We start from the raw sequence: 21,940 nt of genomic DNA, 5'->3' as shown, positions 1-21,940 counted from the left end.
AATCTGGGCAGCAATAGCGTTGCTTGCCGTTACGGGCCAAGCCGTGTTTGCGCAACTTCGTTGAGCGGCAGTGCGGGCAGGTATCCATACCCGCTTATACGGCTAACACCCTACTTGGGCCACCACCGCTGGAGTATGCTTTAAGTATGGTTTAGGTATGACGCTGGTATGCGCCGCCGCCCATCCAGGCGCCACCCTACCAATTAGCTCGGCTCATTCCGACGGGTTAAAGCTCCAAAGTCAATACCTCTTCCGGCCGTCGGTCGTGGCAATCTGTGAATAGCACGCCGGTCTGCGCCACGTCGTCTACCTCCCTCACGATATCCGGCATCAGCGTGTGCCCCACTACCTGAATAACACCCGGTAGCAGCCCTCGCCGCAGGTGCACCGGTCGTACCCACAGCGGACCATCTACCCGGTCGCGCCCGCCGTTGTAACCCGACACCTGCCACAACAGCCGCCGACCTTCTTCACTCGTCAACAGCTGATTGAGCACCGCCGCCAGGTTCTCCGTCGTCGCGTAACGACCGCACAGTATCCGAATAGCCAATCGGTTTACTTCCAGCCACATTTCCGACACGCCAGCGTGGGTAAACAAGTAGGGTCTCGCCTGATAGGCAATCTGGAAATACTCGCTATGATGCTTGTACAGCAGATGCAACGCCGGCGCCAGTGTGGGCCGAAAACCCGAGCACTGAAACTGCGGCCAGAACCGGTAAGGAAAGCAGTGGTTGCCGAGCAACAGCACCACGCGCGCCGGCTCCCGCTCTTTCAGCAGCAATACATCAATGAAGTTATCCAGCATCACGTCGTCCGGCACCGTGAAGCTGTCGTTGTAGTCACCCAAAAACACGACCCGATCAGCCGCCTCAGCTCCGGCCAGGAACTCAGTCACCAGCGGCACCCAGTTGGTGCGGCCATGAATATCAGGGATAACAAGCACGCGCATCAGCAACCGGTTACTTGACTGCCGAAAACCCAGTAGCTTCCGGCCATGATGTCGCAATTTGCTCAGCTCTATCCTTACGGCCTAATCCGATACACCCAAAGCACCTTCCTCGAACTCGTCACCGACACCGAAGTCCACCGCATCGACTTCGTGGGCAAACTCAGCGCCCGACTGCAGCGCGGCACCCACGGCCCCGTCTCCTTCCACCACGACCACCCCCTGCTCAATGGTGTCCACGGCCCCTTAACCAGCTTAATGGCCCGGGCTACTCCCTACCCCTTACTTAGCGTCCCAGCCCTGCTGGCGGCCATTCGCCAAGAACTGCAGGCTCAGGCTGGCGAGTGGTACAGCTTCGCGCCCGCCACTTGGTCCATGTGGTGGCATCGGTTAGCGGCACATAACGTGCGCCCGGACCTGACTCGTACCGGGGGCATCATTCTGGAGAGCGTGCCAGTCTCCGTAGCCGAGGCTATTGCCGCTATTTGCGCCGAACACGGGGTAGAAACTTACTGGCGTCCAGCCTGGGACCGTTTTGTTTCCCTATCCGCTGCTCCACCTTATCAACTGCTCCTTATCGGCCGTAACTACCTAATTGCCCGCCGGTTTTTCGTGAGCACACTGATAGGTAATTCGTCCGCAAAACTGCCCCCACAATTCCTCAAAAAACCTAGATAACTGAGTGCGCTACCAATGCCACTACCAAAACAGTTTTTGCCTATCTTTACACCACACGCAACAAACAGTTTTTCAACCACTTGTAGCGTCATTTTCAGGCTTCAATAGGACCCCGGCTCTGGGTACAACAAAAGCCCCTCGGCAGTGCTGCCGAGGGGCTTTTGTTTGCGGTTTGCTTTGCAAGCTGCTTGGCCGTTAGCTTCCGGGCATGATGACTCAATTTGCCCAGCTGTATCCTTCGGGCCTGATTCGCTATACCCAGAGCACCTACCTCGAACTGGTTACGGACACCGAAGTTCACCGCATTGACTTTCGGGGCAAAATCAGCGCCTACCTGCGGCGAGGCAGCCGCGGCCGGGTTTCCTTTCACCACGAGCACCCGCTGCTGAGCGGAGTACAGGGGCCGGCGGCCACCTTGATGGCCCGGGCCACTCCGCGCTACCTTACCGATGCCCCGGCCCTGCTAACGGCTATTCGTCAGGAAATTCGGGCCCAGGCCGGAGAGTGGTACGACTTTGCACCGCCTACCTGGGCCATGTGGTGGTGGCGGCTGCAGGCCTGCAACCTTGTCCCCGACCTGACACGCACCGGCGGCATCATCCTCAATAGCGCACCCGTTGGGGCGGTCCGGGCCATAGCCGACATCTGTGCCCGGCACGGCGTGGAAACGTACTTCAAACCACCGGCGGCCCACTCGTCCAGCATTCCTGGTACAGACCCATATCAGCTCCTGCTTATCGGCCGCAATTACCTTATTGCTCAGAAGTTCTTCGTCAGCACACTCTGCTAAAGCTGCAAAAAGCCCCTCAACTTGGCAGCCAAGGGGCTTTTGTCAGGCAAAGTCAGCCTACTGCCCTTCCGGAAAATCGGCCGACTCGCCGAGGCTGGCCACGCTTTCCAGCTCCTGCACCAGGGCGGTGAACTTGTCGCGGGCGCCTTTGACGGCGGCTTTGCCCAGCGGCAGGTGCAGCGGCGGGTTGTCCTGCCGCACGAGGTCGAACATGATCTGGGCGGCGCGCTGCGGGTCGCCGGGCTGGCGGCCGCTGTAGCCCTGAATGCCGGCCAGGTTCTTGCCCACGGTTTCCTCGTAGTCGGAAATGTTGGTTTTGACCACGTTGGCCGAGCGGCCGGCCCAGTCGGTGCGGAAGCCGCTGGGCTCGATGTTGGTGACTTTGATGCCCAGCGGGCCGACCTGCTGGGCCAGACTTTCGCCGAGGGCTTCGAGGGCAAACTTGCTGGCGTTGTAGACGCCCACGCCGGGGAAGGTTTTCAGCCCGCCGATGCTGGTGATGTTCAGGACGTGGCCGCTGCGCCGTTCGCGCAGGTGGGGCAGCACGGCCCGCAGCACGCGCAGGGGCCCATACACGTTCACCTCGAACTGGCGTTTCACCTCCGCGTCGTCGATTTCCTCGATGCTACCCAGGGAGCCGTAGCCAGCGTTGTTGACCACCACGTCGAGGTGACCGAGGGCCTGGATGGCCGCGGCTACGGCCTGCTTGACCTGGGCTTCGTCGGTCACGTCGCAGACGAGGCCGCGGCCGTTTTCACCGGCTTTTTGATTGAACTCGTCGGCCTGCTCCTGCTGGCGGAAGGTGGCGGCTACTTTGTCGCCATTCTGGAGGGCTAGCTCGGCCAGCACAGCCCCGAAGCCGGTGCTGACGCCGGTAATAAACCAGTGTTTGGGAGTTGCGGACATGCGCTTTTACGCGGGTATGGGTGACGGGAACCGGGCCAGCGTGGCGCGGCGGGCTTCTTCAACCGCCAGCCGCCGGATTATGTTTGGGCGGGTTGGCTTCGGCATCGGGCAACACAGCACGTCATCCTGAGCGCAGCGAAGGACCTTTCTCCGCCCCTGCACCACCGCTGATACCAATGCGCGGACGCTCCGTCAACAATGGCGAAAAGGAGCGCCGCTACCTCGGGGCGTAGGTGGCTGCGCTTCTCAGTTGGTGCGTGGTGAGAGCAAGGTCCTTCGCTCTGCTCAGGATGACGTGCTATTTTATCTACCCGCCTCACTCCCCAAACAAAAAAGCCGCCGCCCGAAATCAGGCAGCGGCTTTTTCAAACCGAGGTGTGGCAGCGTTTACTGCTTCACCAGACGCTGGGTGTACACGGTGCCGTCGGCGGCCTGCACGCGCAGCAGGTAGGTGCCGGCCGGTAGCGTCTGCACGTCCAGGGTAGCAGCCTGCGCGGCATCGAAGCCCTGCTTGCGCAGCAGCTGGCCGGTGGCGCTGTACAGCGTGGCCTGGGCCGCGCCAGTGCTGCCCGTCAGGCGCACGCGCACCACGTCGGTGGCCGGGTTCGGGAACAGGCTCAGCTCCACGGTAGCGGCTTTGGCGAAGCTCACCACGCGCACCTCGGAGGTGGTAGCCGTGCCGTCGAAGTCGACCTGGCGCAGGCGGTAGTAGAGCTGCTGACCGGGACGGGCGGCCCCGGCATCCACGAAGCGGTACTGCCGGGCCGTGGTGCTGTGGCCGTAGCCGGCCAGCTCACCCACCTGCTCATACGTCACCCCGTCGAGGCTGCGCTCCACGTCGAAACGCTCGTTGTTCTTCTCCTGGGCCGTGCGCCAGGTCAGCAGGGCGTCCTGCTGCCGGGCGGCGGCCTCGAAGCTCACCAGCTCCACCGGCAGCGGGCCGAGGCCGATGCTGAAGGGCACCGTCTGCGTGGTCACGCCGCCGTACTCGTCCACGGTCGTCACGCTCAGCGAGTACGAGCCGGCGCGCAGCAGGGTGCGGTTCTGCACGGTGATGGCGCCGGTGGTCGGGCTCAGCGCCAGGCCCAGCCCGCTCAGGGTGGCAGTGCCGGCCGCGTCGGTGGTGGCGGTGCGCACGCCGGTGTCGGTTACCGTCGTCTGGGTGGTGGCGCTGTTGAAGCTGTACTCGGCTCCGTTGGCGTCGGCCACGCTGGTAATCACGTCCCCGGTCTGGTAAGCATTTTCCAGCGTACCGCCTTTGGCCGGAGCGGCCGTGTACACGGCGGCGTTGTCGGCGCCCACGGGCAGGCTGTAGAGCACCGCGGCCGATTCAGCCCCGGACGCGTCGACGGCGAGGTAGCTGAAGAAGGCGTTGCCGACGAAGCCGCTGGCCGGCCGGAAGCGCAGGTTGCCGGCGTTGGCGGCGGGCAGGCTGAAGCGGCCGTTGGTCAGGGTTACGGGGCTGAAATTGGTCCCGTCGGCGGCGTAGAACAGCGTGCCCTGGCCGCTGGCGGGCAGCGCGGTCAGCACAAAGCTGGCAATGCTGCCGTCGGCGTCGCGGGCGCTGAGGGGCGAAATCGGCAGCGGCGAGGTGGCCGTGTTGCCGTCGGGGGCCGTCAGGGCGTTCTGCTTCATGTCGGCCACCGGCGCCTGGTTCAGCAGCGTGGTGGTGTAGGTCTGCGAGTCATCAGCGCTGTTCGACTGCGTGGTGCTGGTGGTAGCCGTGGCCGTGACGCCGTACGAGGTGGCCGGGGCCGCAAACGTAATGGTGTAGGCCAGGGAAGCTTCCTGCCCCACCGGCAGCGAGGTAGCCGCCGGATACGTCACGAAACCGGTGCCCATGTCGTAGCTGCCGCCCGGCGCGCTTACCCCGGACAGGCCACTCGGAATCTGCACCCGGAAGCCCACGTTGGCGGCCGGCGAAGGACCGTCGTTCAGCACGCGCACCAGGTAGGTGACGGGCTGGCCGGCCAACGCGGTGCCCGTGAGGGCCGTGCCGGCACTACGCACCACCGTGCGCACGTTGGCCACGGGCGTAATGGCCACGCTGCTCACCGCCGTGTTGTTGGCGGGCGTTCCGTCGCTGCTGGCCGAGCCCACGCTGGCCACGGCCGTCAGCGGGCCGGCGCCGGGGGCCGTCAGCGTGATGGTGTTGGTCTGGGTGCCGCTGCCGGCCAGGGTGCTCAGCACCGGGAAGGTTACCAGGCCGGTGGCAGGGTCGTAGGAGCCGCCGTTGGTGGCCGTTACGCCGCTCAGGCCGGCGGGCAGCACCACCTGCTGCACCACGTTGGTGGCCGCCGTCGAGCTGTTGTTGGTCGTCGTCAGGGTGTAAGTCAGCGACTGGCCGGCCGTCTGGCTGGCGCCGCTGCTCAGCGCCACGCTCAGATCCTGGGCCGCGGTGGTCGGGCGCAGCACGCTGGTGCTGAAGGTCGCCGTGTTGTTGCTGCGGCTCAGGTCATTGGTGGTGCTGCTCACGCCGGCCACGGCCGTCACGTTGAGGGCCGCCACATCGGGGGCAGTGAAGCTGATGGTGCGCGTGAGGGCGCCGGCCAGACCCACGGCCATATCGGTGGTCGTGGGGAAGGTCACTACGCCGGTGCTGGCGTTGTAGGCCCCGCTGATTACCGTCCCGGCTTCGTCGCGCACGACTACGCCGCTCAAGTCGGTGAGCAGCTGCACGGTGGTGCTCACGCTGGCCGCCGGCGAGGTGCCGGTGTTCAGGGTGCGGATGGCGTACACCACGGGCGTGCCGCTCACCACCACGCTCGGGCCGCTCACCGTCGCCGTCACGTCGGAGGCGCGGCTGGTCGTCACGGTCAGCGCGCTGGTGTTGTTGCTGGCCACGTTGTCGGCGGTGCCGCTGGTCACGTAGGCCAGGGGCTGGAACGAGCCGGCGGCCGGGGCGTCGAAGGTAATGGTGTTGGTAAACGACTGGCCGGGGGCCAGGCTGCTCACCACCGGGTAGCTTAGCAGCGTCTGGTTGGGCTGCACGTCCACGGTGCCGGCGGGCAGGTTGCTGGTGTAGCTCAGGTTGGCCACGGCCGGGGGCAGGCGCACCAGCTGCTGCACGTTGTAGGCGGTGCTGCCGCTGTTGTTGCGCGTCGTCACGGTGTAGCTCACGCGTTGGCCGGCCGTTACCGTCGTCGGGCCCACAATGCTGGTGGCCACGTCGGCGGTGGGGTTGATGGTCACCACGGCAGTGGCCGCGTTGTCACCCATGACCGCGTCGGCGGAAGTGCTGCTCAGGCTGGCGGCGGCCAGTACCGGGCCGTAGGCCGGGGCGGCCAGCTGCACGGTAGCCGTCAGGCTGGTGCCGGCCGTCAGCGTGCCCGCGTTCCAGGTTACCACGCCGGTAGCGGCATCGTAGCTGCCGCCGCCCGAAATGGTGAGCGAAGCGGGGTCGAGCCCGGCCGGCAGGGCCAGGCGGCCCACCACGCCGCTAGCCGGGCCGGGACCGGCGTTGGTGGCCGTGATGGTCAGCGTCAGCGGGGCGCCGGGGGCCACGCTGCTTACGGCCGAGCCGTTGCTGGTGGCGGCCACGGCTACCAGCAGGTTGGCGGGCGTGCCGGAAGTAGCGTTGACGGTCGTCGAGGCCGAAGCCGAGTTGTTGCTGGTCGTCGTTTCGCCGCTGGCGGCCACGCTGGCCGTGGCGGCGAAGGTGCCGGCCGAGGCCGGCGCCGGGACCGTGATGGTGTTGCTCACCGTCTGGCCGGCGGGCAGCATGCTCAGCTCGGGGAAGGTCACCACGGTGGTGTTCGTGCCCGCGCTGTAGGCGTAGGTGCCGTTGTTCGACACGAACAGGCCCGTCAGGTTGCCGGGCAGGCTCACGGTCTGCGTCACGCCCGTGGCGGCCGAGGGGCCGGCGTTGCGCGTCACCACGGTGTAGGTGAGGGCCGTGCTGGTACCGGCGCTGGCCGGGCCGCCGATGGCGGTGGTCAGGTCGAAGCCGGCGGCCACGTTGATGGTGGCGCTGGCGGTGTTGTTCGCGGTATTCGCGTCGGGCGTGGTGGCCGTCACGCCGGCTGCACCGCTGATGGGGCCCGCGCCGGGCGCCAGGAAGGTCACGCCGTTGGTCAGGGTGGCCGCGTTGGCGAGGCTGGTAACGGGGAAGGTCACCAGGCCGGTGGCCGCGTCGTAGTTACCGCCGTTGCTGAAGGTCAGCGCGCCGCCCGTACCCGGGCCGGTGAGGCCGGCGGGCAGCTGCAGCGTGGGCGCCACGCCGCTGGCGGCAGCCGCGCCGTTGTTGGTGGTCGTCAGGGTGAAGGTCACCGACTGGCCGGCCGTTACGGTCGCGCCGCTGGCGGGAGCCGTCAGGTTCAGGGCCAAGTCGGCGGTGGTCGGGGGCACCGTCACCACGATGTTGGCCTGGTTGGTGGGGGCGCCGCCCGTGTCCTGCACCGTGTAGCTGGCCGTAGCCGTGCCCACGAAGCCGCTGGTCGGGGTAAAGCGCACCTGACCGCTGACCACCTCAAAGGTGCCGCCCGTCACGCTCAGCGTGGTTTGCTGGCCGCTCTGGTTGGGGTTCAGGTCGATGGTCGCCGCGTTGAAGCTGCTTTCCGGGTCCACGTCGTTGCTCAGCACGTTGATGGTCACGCTGCTGCCGCTGCTCAGGGTGGCCGCGTCGGCCACGGCCGTGGGGGCCAGGTTGCAGGAGCCGAAGTACACGTCGTCGACGGCCAGGTCGTTGCCGCCGAGGGCGGTGCTCACGTTGCGGATTTCAAACGTGGCCGAGGTGCTGCTGCCCGAGTACCACACGTCGGAAAACCTCACCCACTGGTCGGGCGACTCGTTCAGGGCGATGGTGCCCGATACAGATTCGCCGTTGATGACAAAGCCCAGTTCCGGCACGCCGCCGTTGCTGCCCGGGGCCAGCAGGTTGTTGAAGAAGGCCGAGAAGGTGTAGTAGCGGCCCGGCTGCACGGTCACCGTCTGCGAGTACAGCGTGCGAATGGAAGCCGCCCCGTTTACCATCAGGAAATTGTCGCCGGTGCCGCCGGTGTGGCCCGTGCCCTGGAAGTTCGGGTGGAAGGTGCTGGCATTAGCGCCCACGGCGTAGGTGCCCTCCGGGTACAGGCCCGAGGCGCCGTCGCCGGCCACGTAGCCCGAGGCCACGTAGCGGTAGTTGGTGGTGAAGCCGGTGTTGCCGCTGCTGAACGCCGGGTTCTGCAGCAGGTTGGTGCCGGTGGCCGAGGTGCAGGCCGTGCTGGTGCTGAACACGCGCAGGCTCACCGTGGCCGCGCCCGAGCAGAGCGAGGGTGTCGCGTTGTCGCAGGCGGTGTAGGTGAAGCTGTCGGGGCCGGTGTAGCCGGTGTTGGGCGTGTAGCTGTAGGTGCCGTTGGGGTTCAGCGTGAGCGTGCCGTGGGCGGGCGCGGTGCCCAGCGTTACGGTGAAGGCGTTCTGCTCCTGGTCGGAGTCGTTGAGCACCACGTTACCGCTCACGGTGGTGTTCAGCGGCACGTCGCGCGAGTCGTTGCCGACCAGCGGCGCGCGGTTCGGGGCATTGATGGTGTAGGTGGCCGGCGTCGCCGAGCGCATGCCCAGGTTGTCGTAGGCGTGGTAGGTGAAGCTGGTCGTGCCAGCGTAGCCCGGGTTGGGCACGAAGGTCAGGTTGCCGGCCTGGGCCACCGGAATGCTCTGGTAGGCCGCAATGGGCGTCCCGTTCAGCTGCAGCGTGCCGTTGGCCGGCCCGGTTTCGATGGTAAAGCTGGCCACCGAGCCGTCGGCGTCGGTGCCGCTGAGCGGGGCCAGCGCGTAGCCGATGGCGGGCAGCGTACTGGTCACGTTGTTGGCGCGGGGCGGCAGCTTGCCGGGACCGGCGCACAGGTAGGAAGTCGGTACCAGCTGCTCGCCGCCGGTACCGGGCCCGGCAAAGGTGAAGGTCAGGGCGTTATCGGTGCTGCCTTCGCCGTAGAAAATCAGCAGGTTGTGCATGCCCGCCGACAAGGTGATGCTGGCGCTGGCTTTTTTACTAAGGTTGTGGGCGGTGCCGTGGTTGATGGTGGCCGAAGCGGCCGTGGGCACGGCCGCCAGCGCCGCCTCGTCCAGCCACAGGTAGGAGGCGTCGTCGGAGTTCAGGTAGAAGGTGTAGCTGCCCGTATTCGGAATGTAGATGCTGCCGCGGTACCGGGCACTGAAGTTTTCCGGGTTGGCGTCGGAGCCGGTGCCGGCGCCGGCCGTTACCAGGCTACCCCAGCTGGCGTTGGTGGTGAAGTCCAGGTGGGCATCGAAGCGACGCAGCGCGGGCGTGCGGCTCGCGAAGAAGCCCATATCGTCGTTGAAGTAGCCGTTGTAGTACTCCGCCGTCAGGCCGGTGTGGGTGCTGCCGTCGAGGTACGAAGCGCCGCAGCTGGCCCCGCTGGTGAGGGCAATGGCCTGAATCGGGATGCTAAAGGTGGCCGGGGCCGACGTCGCGTTGAAGTTGTCGGTGACGGTGTAGCGGAAGGTGGCGTTGCCGCCCGCAAAGCTCACGGCCGGGTCGAAGCGCAACGAACCAGCTTGGGAGGTCGTCAGGTCGGTGCTGAGCTGCACGGGCGAGTACGTCGTACCGAAAATCGTCGTCGACGAAGCGTAGTAGAGTATGCCCTCGTTGGCCGAAGGCAGTTGCGTCACATTATAACGGGTTACGCTGCCATCCACGGTGCTGCTCAGCCCGTTGATGCTGGTCTGCGCGGCCGTGTTCTGCAGGGTGCTGCTGTTGGTCACGTCGTTGGCCACCGGCAGGGCGCGGCACCAGCTGATGCGGCCGATACCCACCGCCTGCCCGGCCGGGACATCGGTATTGGCCGCGTTGCGGTAGGTAATCGTCACCGACGTCACCGGGCTGCCAAACGAGGCCGTTACCGAGCCCTGGGTGTTATCGGTAACGTTGGCCGTACCCGTAACCGTAGCCGTGCCGCTGTTGACGGTCGGGGCGCCGCTGCCACTGCCGCTGAGCGTCAGCGTGGGCAGCACGCCGCCGCTGCCCACGAAGCTGACCTGGTCGGTGAAGTTCGCGGCCGCATCAATGTCGTGTACCACCAGCGACAGGTCGGACACGGCCCGGCTGAAGGTAAATGTCACCGAGGAGGTGCGGTTGGTCCCAACCCCGTCGGCGTAGTCGTTGTACCAGTACATCATCCGCGCCCCATTGATGTTGTCAATGTCGAACACGGTGTTGCCACTGGTCGGGCTGTAGCTGCCACTGCTGATGGTAGTGCCGCCCGTCGGCACAGCAACGGTGCGGCTTTGCCAGGTTTCGCCGCTGTTACGCGTGGAAAAATCCAGCGTGCTTGCCGCGCATTGAGCCTGTGCTTGCGTTGCCGCCCCCAACGAAATCATGGCCCCCAGCAAGGTCCATAAGCGTAAGGTTTGTCTCATATGGTAGATGATTGGTAAGTCAAATGGGGCATCGTCAGCGAATTACCGCCGTCAATTCAACCATAAAATTACCGCCACCAAATCAAAATAATCCTAACCAACCACTACACACACCGCCTCCCCTACCTCAATGCCAAGGAAAATCAATACGCTATTATTCAATATATTAAATTAATTTATCTTAATTCCATAATTGGGAATTCCATTCCCGAAATAAACCCACAGCATAATTTAAATACAACATACAGAATCAAAAGCTTAGCACTGGCCCTATACCCTTGCTCCGGTGCCAAAGTTTTTTTGGGAATCTGCCTTTTTTGGGTCTTCACAGGCGAATCCGGCGGGCTGCCAGCACCCGATAACCCACTACGCCAGCAGCATCGGCCCGGCGTCATTGTCTGCTCATCCGGCTGGCAGCGCCGGGCTCGGAAGGCCATAGCGCGTTGGCACAGCGGAACATCACCGCGGCGGTTTGCTGTTGCAGCCTGTATGCCTCCTTCTCCCCGTGCCTCCTCCCCAATTGTCTATCGTTACCTCGGCGACCGGCTGAGCCGCCTCATGGGCGCGGCCCTGGTGGGGCAGCCGTGCCAGGCCGTGCGCGACGCCCGCGGCAAGTGCATCCGGGGCCGCAACGGCACCATGCTGGTGCAATTTGTAGACGAGGTGCCCCCGCTGGCAAAGCACCTTGCCCGGCCGCAACGGTACCATGCTGGTGCAATTTGCGACGGGCCCGGCCGTAGTATTGGGCCGGCTGTTGCGCAAGCTGCCCCCGGCTTAGACGGTCAGCTCCACCACCACGGCCGTGGAGCCACCCTGGTCGTCATCGGTGACGAGCAGCAGCTCGTAGCGGCCGGGGCCCAGTTGCTGGCGTACCGCCACACCCTCCACCTTGCCGCGGTAGGGCTGGCCGCCGGGTAGCTCCAGCCGGGCCAGGGCCGTGGGCACGGCCCGCCCGCTGCGCCGCCGCACGTCGAGCACGCCCACAAAGGAGCCCAGCACTTCGCCGTCGGCCACAGGGTCGGTGGTGTCCTCCACCGAGGCCGTGACAAACAGCAGGCCCGCGTATACCGATGCCCCCGATAGCCCGGCCGGCTTGCCGGCTATGGTTGGCAGCTCGTAGCGCTGCACGCTCAGCGGCGGGACCTGCGGAATGCGGTGGCGCAGAAAGTCGAGCGTCGGCTGCAGGGGGCAGCGAAATACCAGGTTGCCGGCGGCCGTGCCCACGCTGCGCTGCATCAGCAGCAGCTCGTCGGGAGTAGCCGCCGCGGCTTCCAGGTTGAGCTCAATGCCGCGGGGCAGCAGTGGCCGCAGGGCCGCGTACAGCGACGTCAGCGACAGGGGGTACACCGAGGCGGCCAAGGGGGCACCGGGGGCCAGCGCCACCCAGTAGCCTACTTCGCGCGCGGCCGTGGCCCCCGAGCCCAGCACCAGCAGCCCGGTTTCGCCCTCGGCGGTGGTCACGGCTGTCAGGCATTCCAAATCGGGCTTGATGCCCTTGGGAATGCGCCCGGAGCTGAAATGCGCCGTTTCAAACAAGGTCAGCGTGCGGCCCGCCGTCAGCTCCCGCGCATCAAAGCAGTAAAGCAGCGGCGCGTCGTCGCCAATGATGTAGGCCGTATCGCCTACCACCTCCACGCCCGAGGCAGAGGGCAGGCGTGGCAACGTTACCTCACGCAGAATGGTGGCTTGCATAGGTGACAGGTGACAGGTGACAGGTGACAGGTGACAGGTGACAGGTGCGTACTGGCTGGCTAGCCGACGTGTTACGTGTCACCTGTTACGTGTCACCCCGTTTACTGCTTGGTGATGGTAAACTCTACGCGGCGGTTCAGGCGGCGGGTTTCTTCCCGCTCGTTGCTGGCGCGGGGCTTGCTGCCGCCGAAACCGATGGTGCTGATGCGCTCCTCCCCTACGCCGCGGCTCGTCAGGTAGCGCTTGACCTCGGCCACGCGCTGCTCGCTCAGGTCCTTGTTTTTTTGCGCGTCGCCCTGGTTATCGGTGTGGCCCTCCAGCCGAATCTGCACCGTGGGGTTATCCAGCAGTGTGCGGGCCAGGCGGTTCAGCTCGTTGTAGGAGCCCGCCAGCAGACTCGCCTTGCCCTGGGCGAAGATGATGGTTGGCAGCTCCAGCTTGGCACCCACGGCGGCCGGCAGCACCAGCAGCTCCAGGTTCAGCGGGCCCGTCACCAGCACGGTATCGGTGGCGGTGAGGAAGCCGCCGGCGGTGGCGGCCACGCGGTAGCGGCCCGCCGGCAGCGTAAACTGGAAGTTGCCGCCGGACGCCTCGCTGCGCCCGGTAGCGTTGAATACCATGTCGCCGCCCAGTCGTTCGGCCTTTACTTCGGCCACCAGCGGCTTGCGCGTGCGCGCATCCAGCACCTTGCCCACCACCAGCCCGCGCACCGTGGGCGGCACCACAGCGGCGGGCTTGGCCGAGTCGGCCGGGGGCGTCAGGCCGGCCGCTGCCCGCACGATGTCGGCCGGGCCGTTGGCCGTGCGCGACATGGCCCAATACGCCGATTTGCCGTCGTGGCCAAACTGAAAATAGGCATCGAAACCGGCGCTGTTTACGCTCGGCCCCAGGTTGCGCGGCTCACTCCAGCGCGTCCAGGTCTCATCGAGCCGCTCGGTCACGAAAATATCGGCGCTGCCGTAGCCGGCGTGCCCATACGAGGCGAAATACAGGGTTTTGCCGTCGGCCGTCAGCCAGGGCGCGAAGTCGAAGCCCGGCGAATTGACCACCGGCCCCAGGCTACGCGGCTCGCCCCAGCCCCCGGCCCCGTCGGGCAGGCTCACGTACAAATCGTTGCCCCCTTGCCCATCGGCCCGCTCCAGGCTCATCAGCAGCACCTTCTCGTCGGCGGGCTGAAAGAAGGTAGTGGACGTGCCGGTGGAGTAGTAGTTGGTGATTTCCAGGGACTCCATCTTGCCCCAGCTGCCACCCGTGCGCCGCGCCCGCGACACCCCTTCGTCGCGTGAGCCGCCGCCCCGGGGCTCGTACCAGCCGCGCACCAGCAGGGCGTCGCCGCCAGCCAGCACGGCCTGCACGCCGTTGTGCTGCGGGGTGTTCAGCGCGTCGAGGCGGGTGGCCGGGCTCCAGCTCTGCCCGCCGTCGGTGGTCTGACTGGTCCAGATGTCGCCCGATTCGGCCACGCCCTCGGTGTTGCCGGCAAAGCGCGTGCGCACGAAGAACAGCGTCTTGCCATCGGGCGTCAGCACCGGGTGCAGTTCGTTGGCGGGGGTGTTGACGGCCGCACTCAGCGGCGCGGGCTTGCCGAAGGTAGGGGCGCTGGCCGCCACCTGCAGGCGCAACGGAAACAGCCGCCACTGCTGCGTCGAGCGGTTCTGGTAGCGCTGCAGCACCACGTTGGTGCCGTTGGCTTTGTCGGCATTGGCCACGGCCAGGCATAAGGCGTCGTTGCCGCGGCTGACCACCTGAGCGCAACCCACCGGCCCGGCCGCCACCAGCTTCCACTGCTGAAACAGCCCGCCCGAGTACGGCCGCTGCACCACCGCCGCGTTGTCGGCGGGCCCTTCAGCCGTCAGGCACTTGCCGCTGTGGCGCACCTCGATGCGAAACCACTCGCTGCCCGCGCTGATGCGCACAAAGCGCCATTGCTGACTCGGGGCCTGGGTAAACTCCCACTGCACCACCGCGGCTCCGGCCTCGGCCGCCGCGCCGCGCACTTCCAGGGCGCGGCCGCTACCGCGCGCCACCACCCCGTACCAGGTGCCTTCGGTGGGAGTTGGCGCCGTTTGAGCCAGCAGGCCGCGGGCCCCCAACAGGGAGCCGAGCCAAAGCAAGATAAACAAACGACGCAGCAGCGCAGGGGCAACGGGCATAGCAGAGCACACTTGATCCGGTGCGCAAGTTAGCCGAAATCTGCCCCGGCGGCCCTGCCGGACATGCCGCCGCCCGGTTGGCCAAGGCTAACCGGGCGGCACCAGGCGACTCGAAGCACGCAACTACCAGGCAAGGCCAGACCTACCCGGCCGCGTTGCTGATGTACTTGAAGCGCACAAACCGCTCGTTTTCGTAGATGGCCGTAAAATGCCCGCCGCTGTCGGCGGTGGCGCGCCGCGGCTCACTGCTGGCGTTGCGTCCGGGGGCGCTGGCGTCGGTGGTCGGCACGGCGGGATACGCGCCCGGAATCACGCCGGGTACGTGGCAGATGAAGGAGAGTATCTTAGAGGCCATGGTGGTTACAATTTGGAGTGAAGAGGTGGTGGAAAAGAGCAGTGGTTGGCCGACCGGTGAACCCGCTGTTCAATATGAAGTAAGCTTCATTTTATTGAACGATGCTAAGATAAGGGAATATTATGCTGGAATGGTATCCGTACCAGCACGTATTTTCATCTTTCGGTACTTTTCTTGTAACCTCCTCAGTTATAAAACGTAGACTATACAACTTGTATACTGTAGTAGCGTGTTCGACTGTTTACAGCCCCCTTTCGGCGGAAATCAGCTTTTTGTTCTGTCGCCGGAAGACCCGATACCAGCTCATCACCATGAAAAAAAAATAACCGCGCAGCGGGTGGGCTGCGCGGTCGGCGAAATGCAGGTGTAAGGTGGTGTTAGTTGATGAGTTTATGGCGTAGTGCGTATTGAATGAGGCCCACTACGGACTTGGAATTGGTCTTGGTCAGCAGGTTTTTGCGGTGCGACTCCACCGTCCGCTCACTGATGAACAGCTGCTCGGCAATGCGGGAGCTGGGAATTTCGCGGGCAATGAGCTGCAACACTTCTTTCTCGCGGGCCGTCAACTCTACGGGGCGGTCTTCGCGGGCGTCGGCGGCGGGGCTGGGCCGGGCACCGGCGCGGGGCAGGTGCTGCAGGAGCGTGGCCCCCACTTCCGGGCTGAAGTAGTTGTGCCCGGCGTACACCTCGCGCACGGCTTCCACCAGTTCCTTCTTGCTGGTGTTTTTGAGCAGATAGCCCGAGCCACCAGCCTCGAGCACGTCGGTCACGGAGCTGTAGTCGTAGTACACCGACAGGGCCATGGCGCGTACCTGCGGGTGCTGCTGCAGCATGGCCCGCAGCAGCTCCACGCCGTTCATGCCGGGCATGTTGAGGTCCACAATGGCTACCTGCAGCCCGGGCTGCTCCTGCAGGCGCTGCAGGGCCTCGTAGCCGCTGGAAGCCGTAGCGGCTACCCGAATGTCGGACGCGTCGCGCAGCAAGGCCTGAATTCCTTCAATGACCAGCGGGTGGTCATCTACCAACAACACCTGAATAGCTTCGGGGAAAGGTTCGGTCATACGGCCGGGGTACAGATTGACAAACTAGCCAACAGCAGCATTCGACGCGCTGGCGCTGCTTCCAACGGTTTTGACGCGCTTACATTGCGCCGTTGTCAGAGCCGCTGTCAGCTAAAATTGTATTAGGCTTGACGCAGAAAATTAAGCAAATATTCAGCGGGCGGCGCTGCTCAGTTGTAAGTCACTCAGCACCAACCGGGCGGCGCTGATTTGGTTGGCAGCAGGCAGCAGGATTTTCAGCCGCGGCGGCGTGGTGTTTTTTTCGTCGCCGCGCCCGGGTACGGCGCTTCACCCGCCTCGGGAGTCGCCCGGCCGCCCGGAGGTTGCATCAGCGGCCCTGATTCGGCCTTTTTTTAACCAGCCCCAACAAAAAGCCCCGCCGGAAATCCGGCGGGGCTTTTTGTTGGGGCTTTGGGAAGCGGCTATTTCTGCTCGATAAACGCTTGTTCCTCCATTTCCTGCGGCACCACCACGATGCCTTTCTGCAGCTTGGAGTTCTGCCGGCCGTAGATGAAATACACGATGAAGCCAATCAGCATCCAGCCCAGAGCCAGCTTCAGGGTGGCGGCATCCAGGGCCAGGATCATGGCCAGGCAGATGAGGGCGCCCAGGATGGGCACCAGCGGGAACGAGGCCGACGACAGCGGCGAGCGGAACGGCCGCGGCTGCTCGGGGTTGGTGCGGCGCATGATCCACACGCCGATGCTCACCAGCACGAAGGCCAGCAGCGTGCCGAAGGAGGTCAGGTCGCCGGCTACCGAGCCGGGCACGAAGGCCGCAAATGCGCCCACGAACACCATCAGCATCAGGTTGGATTTGTAGGGCGTGTGGAACCGGGGGTGCAGCTCCGAGAAGGCCTTGGGCATCAGGCCGTCGTTGGCCATGGAGAAGAACACGCGGCTCTGGCCCATCAGCATCACCAGAATCACGGAAGTGAAGCCGAACAGGATGGCACCCGTGACGGCCGTGCCCAGCCATTCGTAGCCCTGCATGTGCGTTTTGATGGCGTAGGCCACCGAGGCTTCGCCGCCCAGCTTGGGGTCGGCAAACTCGCGCCAGTTGGCCACGCCCGTCAGCACGTGGCCGAACAGGATGTAGAGCACCGTGCACACGGCCAGGGAGCCGAGGATGCCGATGGGCATGTCGCGCTTGGGGTTCTTGGCTTCCTGCGCGGCCGTCGAAACGGCGTCGAAACCGATGAAGGCGAAGAACACAATGGCCGCCCCGCCGAGGATACCGCCCCAGCCGTGCTTGTTCCACTCGGTGTACTCGCGCACCACTTTGCCGCCGCTCACCACGGGCTCGGCGTTTTCAGGAATCAGGTAGGGCGTGTGGTTGGCGGGGTTGATGAACTGCCAGCCCACCACGATGAACACGAGCACCACGGCCACCTTGAGCACCACCAGGAAGGAGTTCAGCGTAGCCGATTCCTGGGTGCCTTTCACCAGCAACAGGCTCAGCAGCACCACAATCAATACGGCCGGCAGGTTGATGTAGCCGCCCTCAGAGGGCGCGTGGCACAGCTCGAATGGTATTTGCCAGTGGAATACCTCCAAGAGCTTGTTTAGATACTCGCTCCAGGCAATGCTCACAGTGGCCGCGCCCAGGGCGTACTCCATAATCAGCGCCCAGCCAATCACCCAGGCCACAAACTCGCCCATGGTGGTGTAAGCGTAGGTGTAGGCCGAGCCGGCAATCGGAATCATGGCGGCGAATTCGGCGTAGCACAGGCCGGCGAAGGCGCAGCCGATGGCGGCCACGATGAAAGCCAGCGTCACGCCGGGGCCCGAGGCCTGGGCGGCCGCGGCAGCCGTGCGCACGAACAGGCCGGCCCCGATGATGGCCCCGACGCCCAGGGCGACGAGGCTGGCCGCACCGAGCGTACGCTTCAGCGCGCCTTCGCCCGAGGCGTTGGCTTCGCCCAGCAGCACGGCGAGGGGTTTTTTGGCGAAAATGTTTGCCATTTAGATGATTGGGATGGGGAGAATTGGAGAGTGAAGTTGGTCGTGAAAACAGCCCGCGGCCGGCTAGCCGACACGCCGGGGCCCGAATATAGGCAGAATCCGGCGCCTGCGGGGCACTGGGCCGGAACTTGCCCCGGACCGGCTGGCTCGGCTGGAAATTAAACCCGCGGGCCCGCTGGCCATCCAAGCCGGCAGATTTTTCCACAGACCTTCTTCCCATGAAAAAGATGCTTTTCCTCTTGCTGGCCGCCGGCCTCAGCTTCTCGACCGCCCAGGCCCAGACCTCCCCCGCCGCCGACAATGCCTACCAGGACCGCCCCGGCGGCATGGGCCGCGGGCAGCAGCGCACGCCCGAGCAGCGCGCCGATATGCAAACCCAGCGCCTGACCACCCAGCTGGGCCTCAGCGCCGAGCAGCAGCCCAAGGTGCGCGAAATATTCCTGGGGCAGGCCAACCGCATGGAAACCCTGCGCGGCCAGGGCCCTGGCGCCGACCGCCAAGCCATGATGCAGCAAATGAAGGACGCCCGCACCAGCGCCGATGAGCAGCTGAAAGGCGTGCTCAGCGCGGAGCAATTCGCCAAGTACCAGCAGCTGCGCGAGGACCGCCTGGAGCGCGCCGGCGAAATGCGCGACGCCCGCCAGGAAGGCAAAGTGAAAACCAAGGCCGACAAGACCAAAGCCAAAGTCAAGAGCTAGCGCCCCGTGCCGGTGCCGCCTCCGTTTCGGCTGAGGCCCCGCACAGCCGCTCCCAGCCAAACGCCCGCTCCGGCTCCGGAGCGGGCGTTTTGCTGGGAGCGGCTGAAGCTTGACGTCCGTGTGCGTCTGTCTGAGGCGGCGGGTTGGCCTGGGGTCGGATTGCCAGGGAGCGGCTTGGGCGTCTTTCGTCGCCAGAATGAGGCTGCCCGTTGACTTTCGTCAGTTTACGGAGAGCCTACTATTGATCAACCATCTAACAATCAAACACATAGCACCATTTAATCAGAAATTAAATCCACCTAACCGACTCAGGGGTTTAGCCGGTTGTTATATTTGAAAATGTCAGTCTTTCGGGCTGATTGCCCGGCCATGCTGTCAGACCGCGCCTAAACGGCGCGGTGCTTGCGGCTGCCGCCGCGCTTTGCCAGACTCGGCTGCTGTCAGCCCAGCCGGTAGTTGTCACCTTACTTTACCCCCATGAGTCCCCTGCCTTCCACACAACCCTTCAGGATACACCAGTTTTACGACAAGGGCCTGGCCCACGCTTCCTACGCCGTGCTCAGCGGCGGCCGCATGGCCGTCATCGACCCCGGCCGGGACCCGCAGCCGTACTACGATTTTGCCGACGAGCAGGAAGCCCGCATCGTGGCCGTCATCGAGACGCACCCCCACGCCGACTTCGTTTCGTCGCACCTGGAAATTGCGCAGGAAACCGGGGCCGCCATCTACGTGAGCCGCCTGGTGAAGGCCCAGTACCCCCACCGCGGCTTCGACGAGGGCGACCGGGTCAGCATTGGGCAGGTGGAGCTGCACGCGCTGAACACGCCCGGCCACTCGCCCGACTCCATTACCGTGCTGCTGGTGGATGAGCTGGGCCAGGTGCGGGCCGCCTTTACCGGCGACACCCTGTTTGTGGGCGACGTAGGCCGCCCCGATTTGCGCGAGGACGAGGCCGTGGGCGGCCACAAGCGCGAGGAGCTGGCCGGGCAGATGTACGACAGCACCCGCGACAAAATCATGACGCTGCCGCCGGCTACCAAGGTGTACCCGGCCCACGGCCCCGGCTCCCTCTGCGGCAAAACCACGTCCACCGACCTCGACAGCACCATCGCCAAGGAGCTGAAAACCAACTACGCCCTGCAGCCCATGACCCGTGAGGAGTTCATTCAGGTGCTGCTCGAAGACCAGCCCTTCGTGCCCAAGTACTTCGGCCGCGACGTGCAGCTCAACAAGCAGGGCGCGCCGGCGTTCGAAGACTCGGTGCGGGCCGTCAAGCACCTGAACGGGGGCGCCGAGCTGGAGGCCGACGTGCTCGTCATCGACACGCGGCCGGCGGCGCAGTTCCGCCAGGGCCACCTGCCCGGTGCTATCAACCTGATGGACGGCGGCAAGTTTGAAACCTGGCTGGGCTCGATTCTGGGCCCGAAAGAGCCATTTTACTTGGTCGCCGATTCGCAGATTGCCCTGGACACGGTGATTCGCAAAACCGCCAAAATCGGCTACGAGGGCAACATCCAGGGGGCCCTGCTCACGCCCCGCGAGCTGCCTGCCAGCAGCCCCGCCGTGGACGTGGAGCGGGTGCGCCAGCACCCGGAAGAGTTTACCATCGTCGACATCCGCAACCGCACCGAGGCCAAGCAGCCGGTGTTCGACGGGGCCCTGCTGATTCCGCTGCCCGAGCTGCGCGAGCGGGCCCAGGAAGTGCCCACCGACAAGCCCGTGCTGGTGCACTGCGCCGGCGGCTACCGCTCGGCGGCGGGGGCTAGCATCCTGCAGGCCGCCCTGCCCGAAGGCACGGAAATCTATGACCTGGGCGAGGCCATTACCGAGTTTCAGAAGCAGGCGGTGCATTAGCAACATACAGGGGCGGTTTCACCGCCCCTGGCCCCCAGGCTAAAGGCAGGTAATTCCGCCCCGGCGTTCTTTGCCGGGGGATGCACAACATGGTAGCTGCCTCTGGGCAGCGGCTGATACAGCCCGGTTCGGCTCATGCCGGCCCGGGCTGTTTTGGTGAACGGGCGTGCCAGCGCAATCCACTTCTGGACGGCCCCAAATGCAGATTTGCCCTAGCCCGACGAGGGTTTTCCGGCAGCAGCCATCGGCCCTGAGCCGGCCTGAAATGCGTAGCAGGCGACGCAGCCGCCACTTAGACACATATACTTCACTGTTCTAAATCATTATTTGAGTTTTGAACGAAAATCTTCTTTCTTTGAGCGAAACCCTTTGCTCTTCTGCCAACAAGCCTTTGCGCGATGAACGATTTTATCAAGTCTCTAGTAAAAAAGATGCCGGTTGTTGGCAAACGATACCAATACTATGTCGATAATTATGAAAATTCCTGTTTTCACCCAGGACATTATTACTCACCAATTGTCAACGTTGCCTCGCTCAAGCAAGAAGCTGATGATATTTGGCGTCCCCGCCAAGTTGCCCAGATTGAGGGCCTTGATTTGAATACGGATCAGCAATTAGTATTATTGAAGGAGCTGTCCCAATATTACCCGGAAATGCCCTTTAAAGCGGAAAAGCAATCCGGCTTACGTTATTATTTCAACAATGATTTATTTACCCAAACCGATGGCACAATTCTATACTCTATGTTGCGGCATTTTAAGCCCAAGCAAATTATTGAGGCCGGTTCCGGTCACACTTCAGCCTTGATGCTTGATGTGAACGACGCATTTTTCAACAAGCAAATTAAGCTTACGTTTATCGACCCGGAACCCCAGCGGCTTCTTTCTCTGCTGAGCCCGGAAGACAAAAAACGAGTTGAAATACACGAGACAATTGTTCAAAATATAAGCTTAGAAAAATTCCGCACGCTACAGGAAAACGATATACTCTTCATTGACGGCTCGCACGTTTCTAAGTGCAACAGCGACGTAAACTACGTTTTGTTCAATATCTTACCTGCCCTTAACAAAGGAGTCGTTATTCATATCCACGATATATTTTACCCGTTTGAATACCCGCAAAAATGGGTCTTTGAAGGCCGAAACTGGAACGAGAATTACATTCTACGCGCCTTCCTGATGTACAATAACGCATTTGAGATAATTCACTTCTCGGATTATCTACAAATTCACTACCCGGAAGCGTTTGCCGCCATGCCCGTAACCTATGAAGCTTCCGGCGGCAACATCTGGCTTCGCAAGCGCTGACCCGGAGCAGCACGTCCGGATACCGACAACCGGCTCGGGCCCACCGCAGCGGGGGCGCTAACCGCGGTTCTTGGAAAACGCTATTTAACTGGGCTTCCGGTTCAGCAACAGGCCGTTCGCACTTACCGCCGGACGGCAAAACCACCACCGGAATGCCCGGCCCGTACCGGCCCGAACGCAGAG

General features: G+C 64.1%; 14 protein-coding genes. 5 read left to right on the top strand and 9 right to left on the bottom strand.

Translation table 11 applies throughout. From position 1 onward, the window contains the following. Both EJV47_RS29175 and EJV47_RS22735 read right to left on the bottom strand, forming a co-directional pair. Positions 1 to 88, bottom strand: an 88-nt coding sequence (locus tag EJV47_RS29175) for a transposase-like zinc-binding domain-containing protein (RefSeq protein WP_424321812.1), incomplete at its 3' end; no start/stop codon positions are given. A gap of 138 nt (positions 89 to 226) precedes the next feature. Then, a complete protein-coding gene (locus EJV47_RS22735; protein WP_126695505.1) occupies positions 227 to 949 on the bottom strand; it encodes a metallophosphoesterase in 723 nt (240 codons plus the stop codon). A gap of 45 nt (positions 950 to 994) precedes the next feature. Between EJV47_RS22735 and EJV47_RS22730 the strand changes: the two genes are divergently transcribed. Both EJV47_RS22730 and EJV47_RS22725 read left to right on the top strand, forming a co-directional pair. After that, positions 995 to 1,624, top strand: a complete 630-nt coding sequence (locus EJV47_RS22730) for a hypothetical protein (RefSeq protein WP_126695504.1) — start codon at positions 995 to 997, stop codon at positions 1,622 to 1,624. A gap of 208 nt (positions 1,625 to 1,832) precedes the next feature. Next, positions 1,833 to 2,414 (top strand): hypothetical protein, encoded by a 582-nt coding sequence (locus EJV47_RS22725; protein WP_126695503.1) that lies wholly within the window; start codon positions 1,833 to 1,835, stop codon positions 2,412 to 2,414. A 57-nt stretch (positions 2,415 to 2,471) separates the two neighbouring features. Here the strand turns inward: EJV47_RS22725 and EJV47_RS22720 are convergent, their stop codons facing one another. The 7 genes from EJV47_RS22720 to EJV47_RS22690 form a co-directional block, all read right to left on the bottom strand. Then, positions 2,472 to 3,320 carry an oxidoreductase gene (locus EJV47_RS22720; RefSeq protein WP_126695502.1) on the bottom strand — a complete coding sequence of 283 codons (849 nt, stop codon included), beginning with the start codon at positions 3,318 to 3,320 and terminating at the stop codon, positions 2,472 to 2,474. A gap of 387 nt (positions 3,321 to 3,707) precedes the next feature. Continuing rightward, on the bottom strand, positions 3,708 to 10,676 hold the full coding sequence (locus tag EJV47_RS22715) for an Ig-like domain-containing protein (protein WP_126695501.1): 6,969 nt from the start codon (positions 10,674 to 10,676) through the stop codon (positions 3,708 to 3,710). 774 nt (positions 10,677 to 11,450) lie between these two features. Continuing rightward, positions 11,451 to 12,368, bottom strand: a complete 918-nt coding sequence (locus EJV47_RS22710; RefSeq protein ID WP_126695500.1) for a DUF6929 family protein — start codon at positions 12,366 to 12,368, stop codon at positions 11,451 to 11,453. A 101-nt stretch (positions 12,369 to 12,469) separates the two neighbouring features. Beyond that, a complete protein-coding gene (locus tag EJV47_RS22705) occupies positions 12,470 to 14,518 on the bottom strand; it encodes an RICIN domain-containing protein (RefSeq protein WP_126695499.1) in 2,049 nt (682 codons plus the stop codon). A 142-nt stretch (positions 14,519 to 14,660) separates the two neighbouring features. Beyond that, the gene (locus EJV47_RS22700) at positions 14,661 to 14,873 is read right to left on the bottom strand and encodes a hypothetical protein (protein WP_126695498.1); all 213 of its coding nucleotides are present in this window, start codon (positions 14,871 to 14,873) and stop codon (positions 14,661 to 14,663) included. A gap of 377 nt (positions 14,874 to 15,250) precedes the next feature. After that, entirely contained in the window at positions 15,251 to 15,934 is a 684-nt protein-coding gene (locus EJV47_RS22695) for a response regulator (protein ID WP_126695497.1), read from the bottom strand. A 422-nt stretch (positions 15,935 to 16,356) separates the two neighbouring features. Further along, a complete protein-coding gene (locus EJV47_RS22690) occupies positions 16,357 to 17,898 on the bottom strand; it encodes an amino acid permease (protein ID WP_126695496.1) in 1,542 nt (513 codons plus the stop codon). A gap of 218 nt (positions 17,899 to 18,116) precedes the next feature. Between EJV47_RS22690 and EJV47_RS22685 the strand changes: the two genes are divergently transcribed. From EJV47_RS22685 to EJV47_RS22675, 3 genes are all read left to right on the top strand, one after another. Continuing rightward, positions 18,117 to 18,596, top strand: a complete 480-nt coding sequence (locus EJV47_RS22685; RefSeq protein WP_126695495.1) for a hypothetical protein — start codon at positions 18,117 to 18,119, stop codon at positions 18,594 to 18,596. A 477-nt stretch (positions 18,597 to 19,073) separates the two neighbouring features. Then, positions 19,074 to 20,450, top strand: a complete 1,377-nt coding sequence (locus tag EJV47_RS22680; RefSeq protein ID WP_126695494.1) for an MBL fold metallo-hydrolase — start codon at positions 19,074 to 19,076, stop codon at positions 20,448 to 20,450. A 398-nt stretch (positions 20,451 to 20,848) separates the two neighbouring features. Further along, positions 20,849 to 21,757 carry a class I SAM-dependent methyltransferase gene (locus EJV47_RS22675; protein ID WP_126695493.1) on the top strand — a complete coding sequence of 303 codons (909 nt, stop codon included), beginning with the start codon at positions 20,849 to 20,851 and terminating at the stop codon, positions 21,755 to 21,757. Positions 21,758 to 21,940 lie beyond the last annotated feature (183 nt).

Origin of the sequence: Hymenobacter gummosus (assembly GCF_003970915.1) — a bacterium.
Taxonomy (GTDB): Bacteria; Bacteroidota; Bacteroidia; order Cytophagales; family Hymenobacteraceae; genus Solirubrum; species Solirubrum gummosum.
Note: the sequence above shows the minus strand (reverse complement) of the source record. Positions and strands in the feature narration are given on the sequence as shown.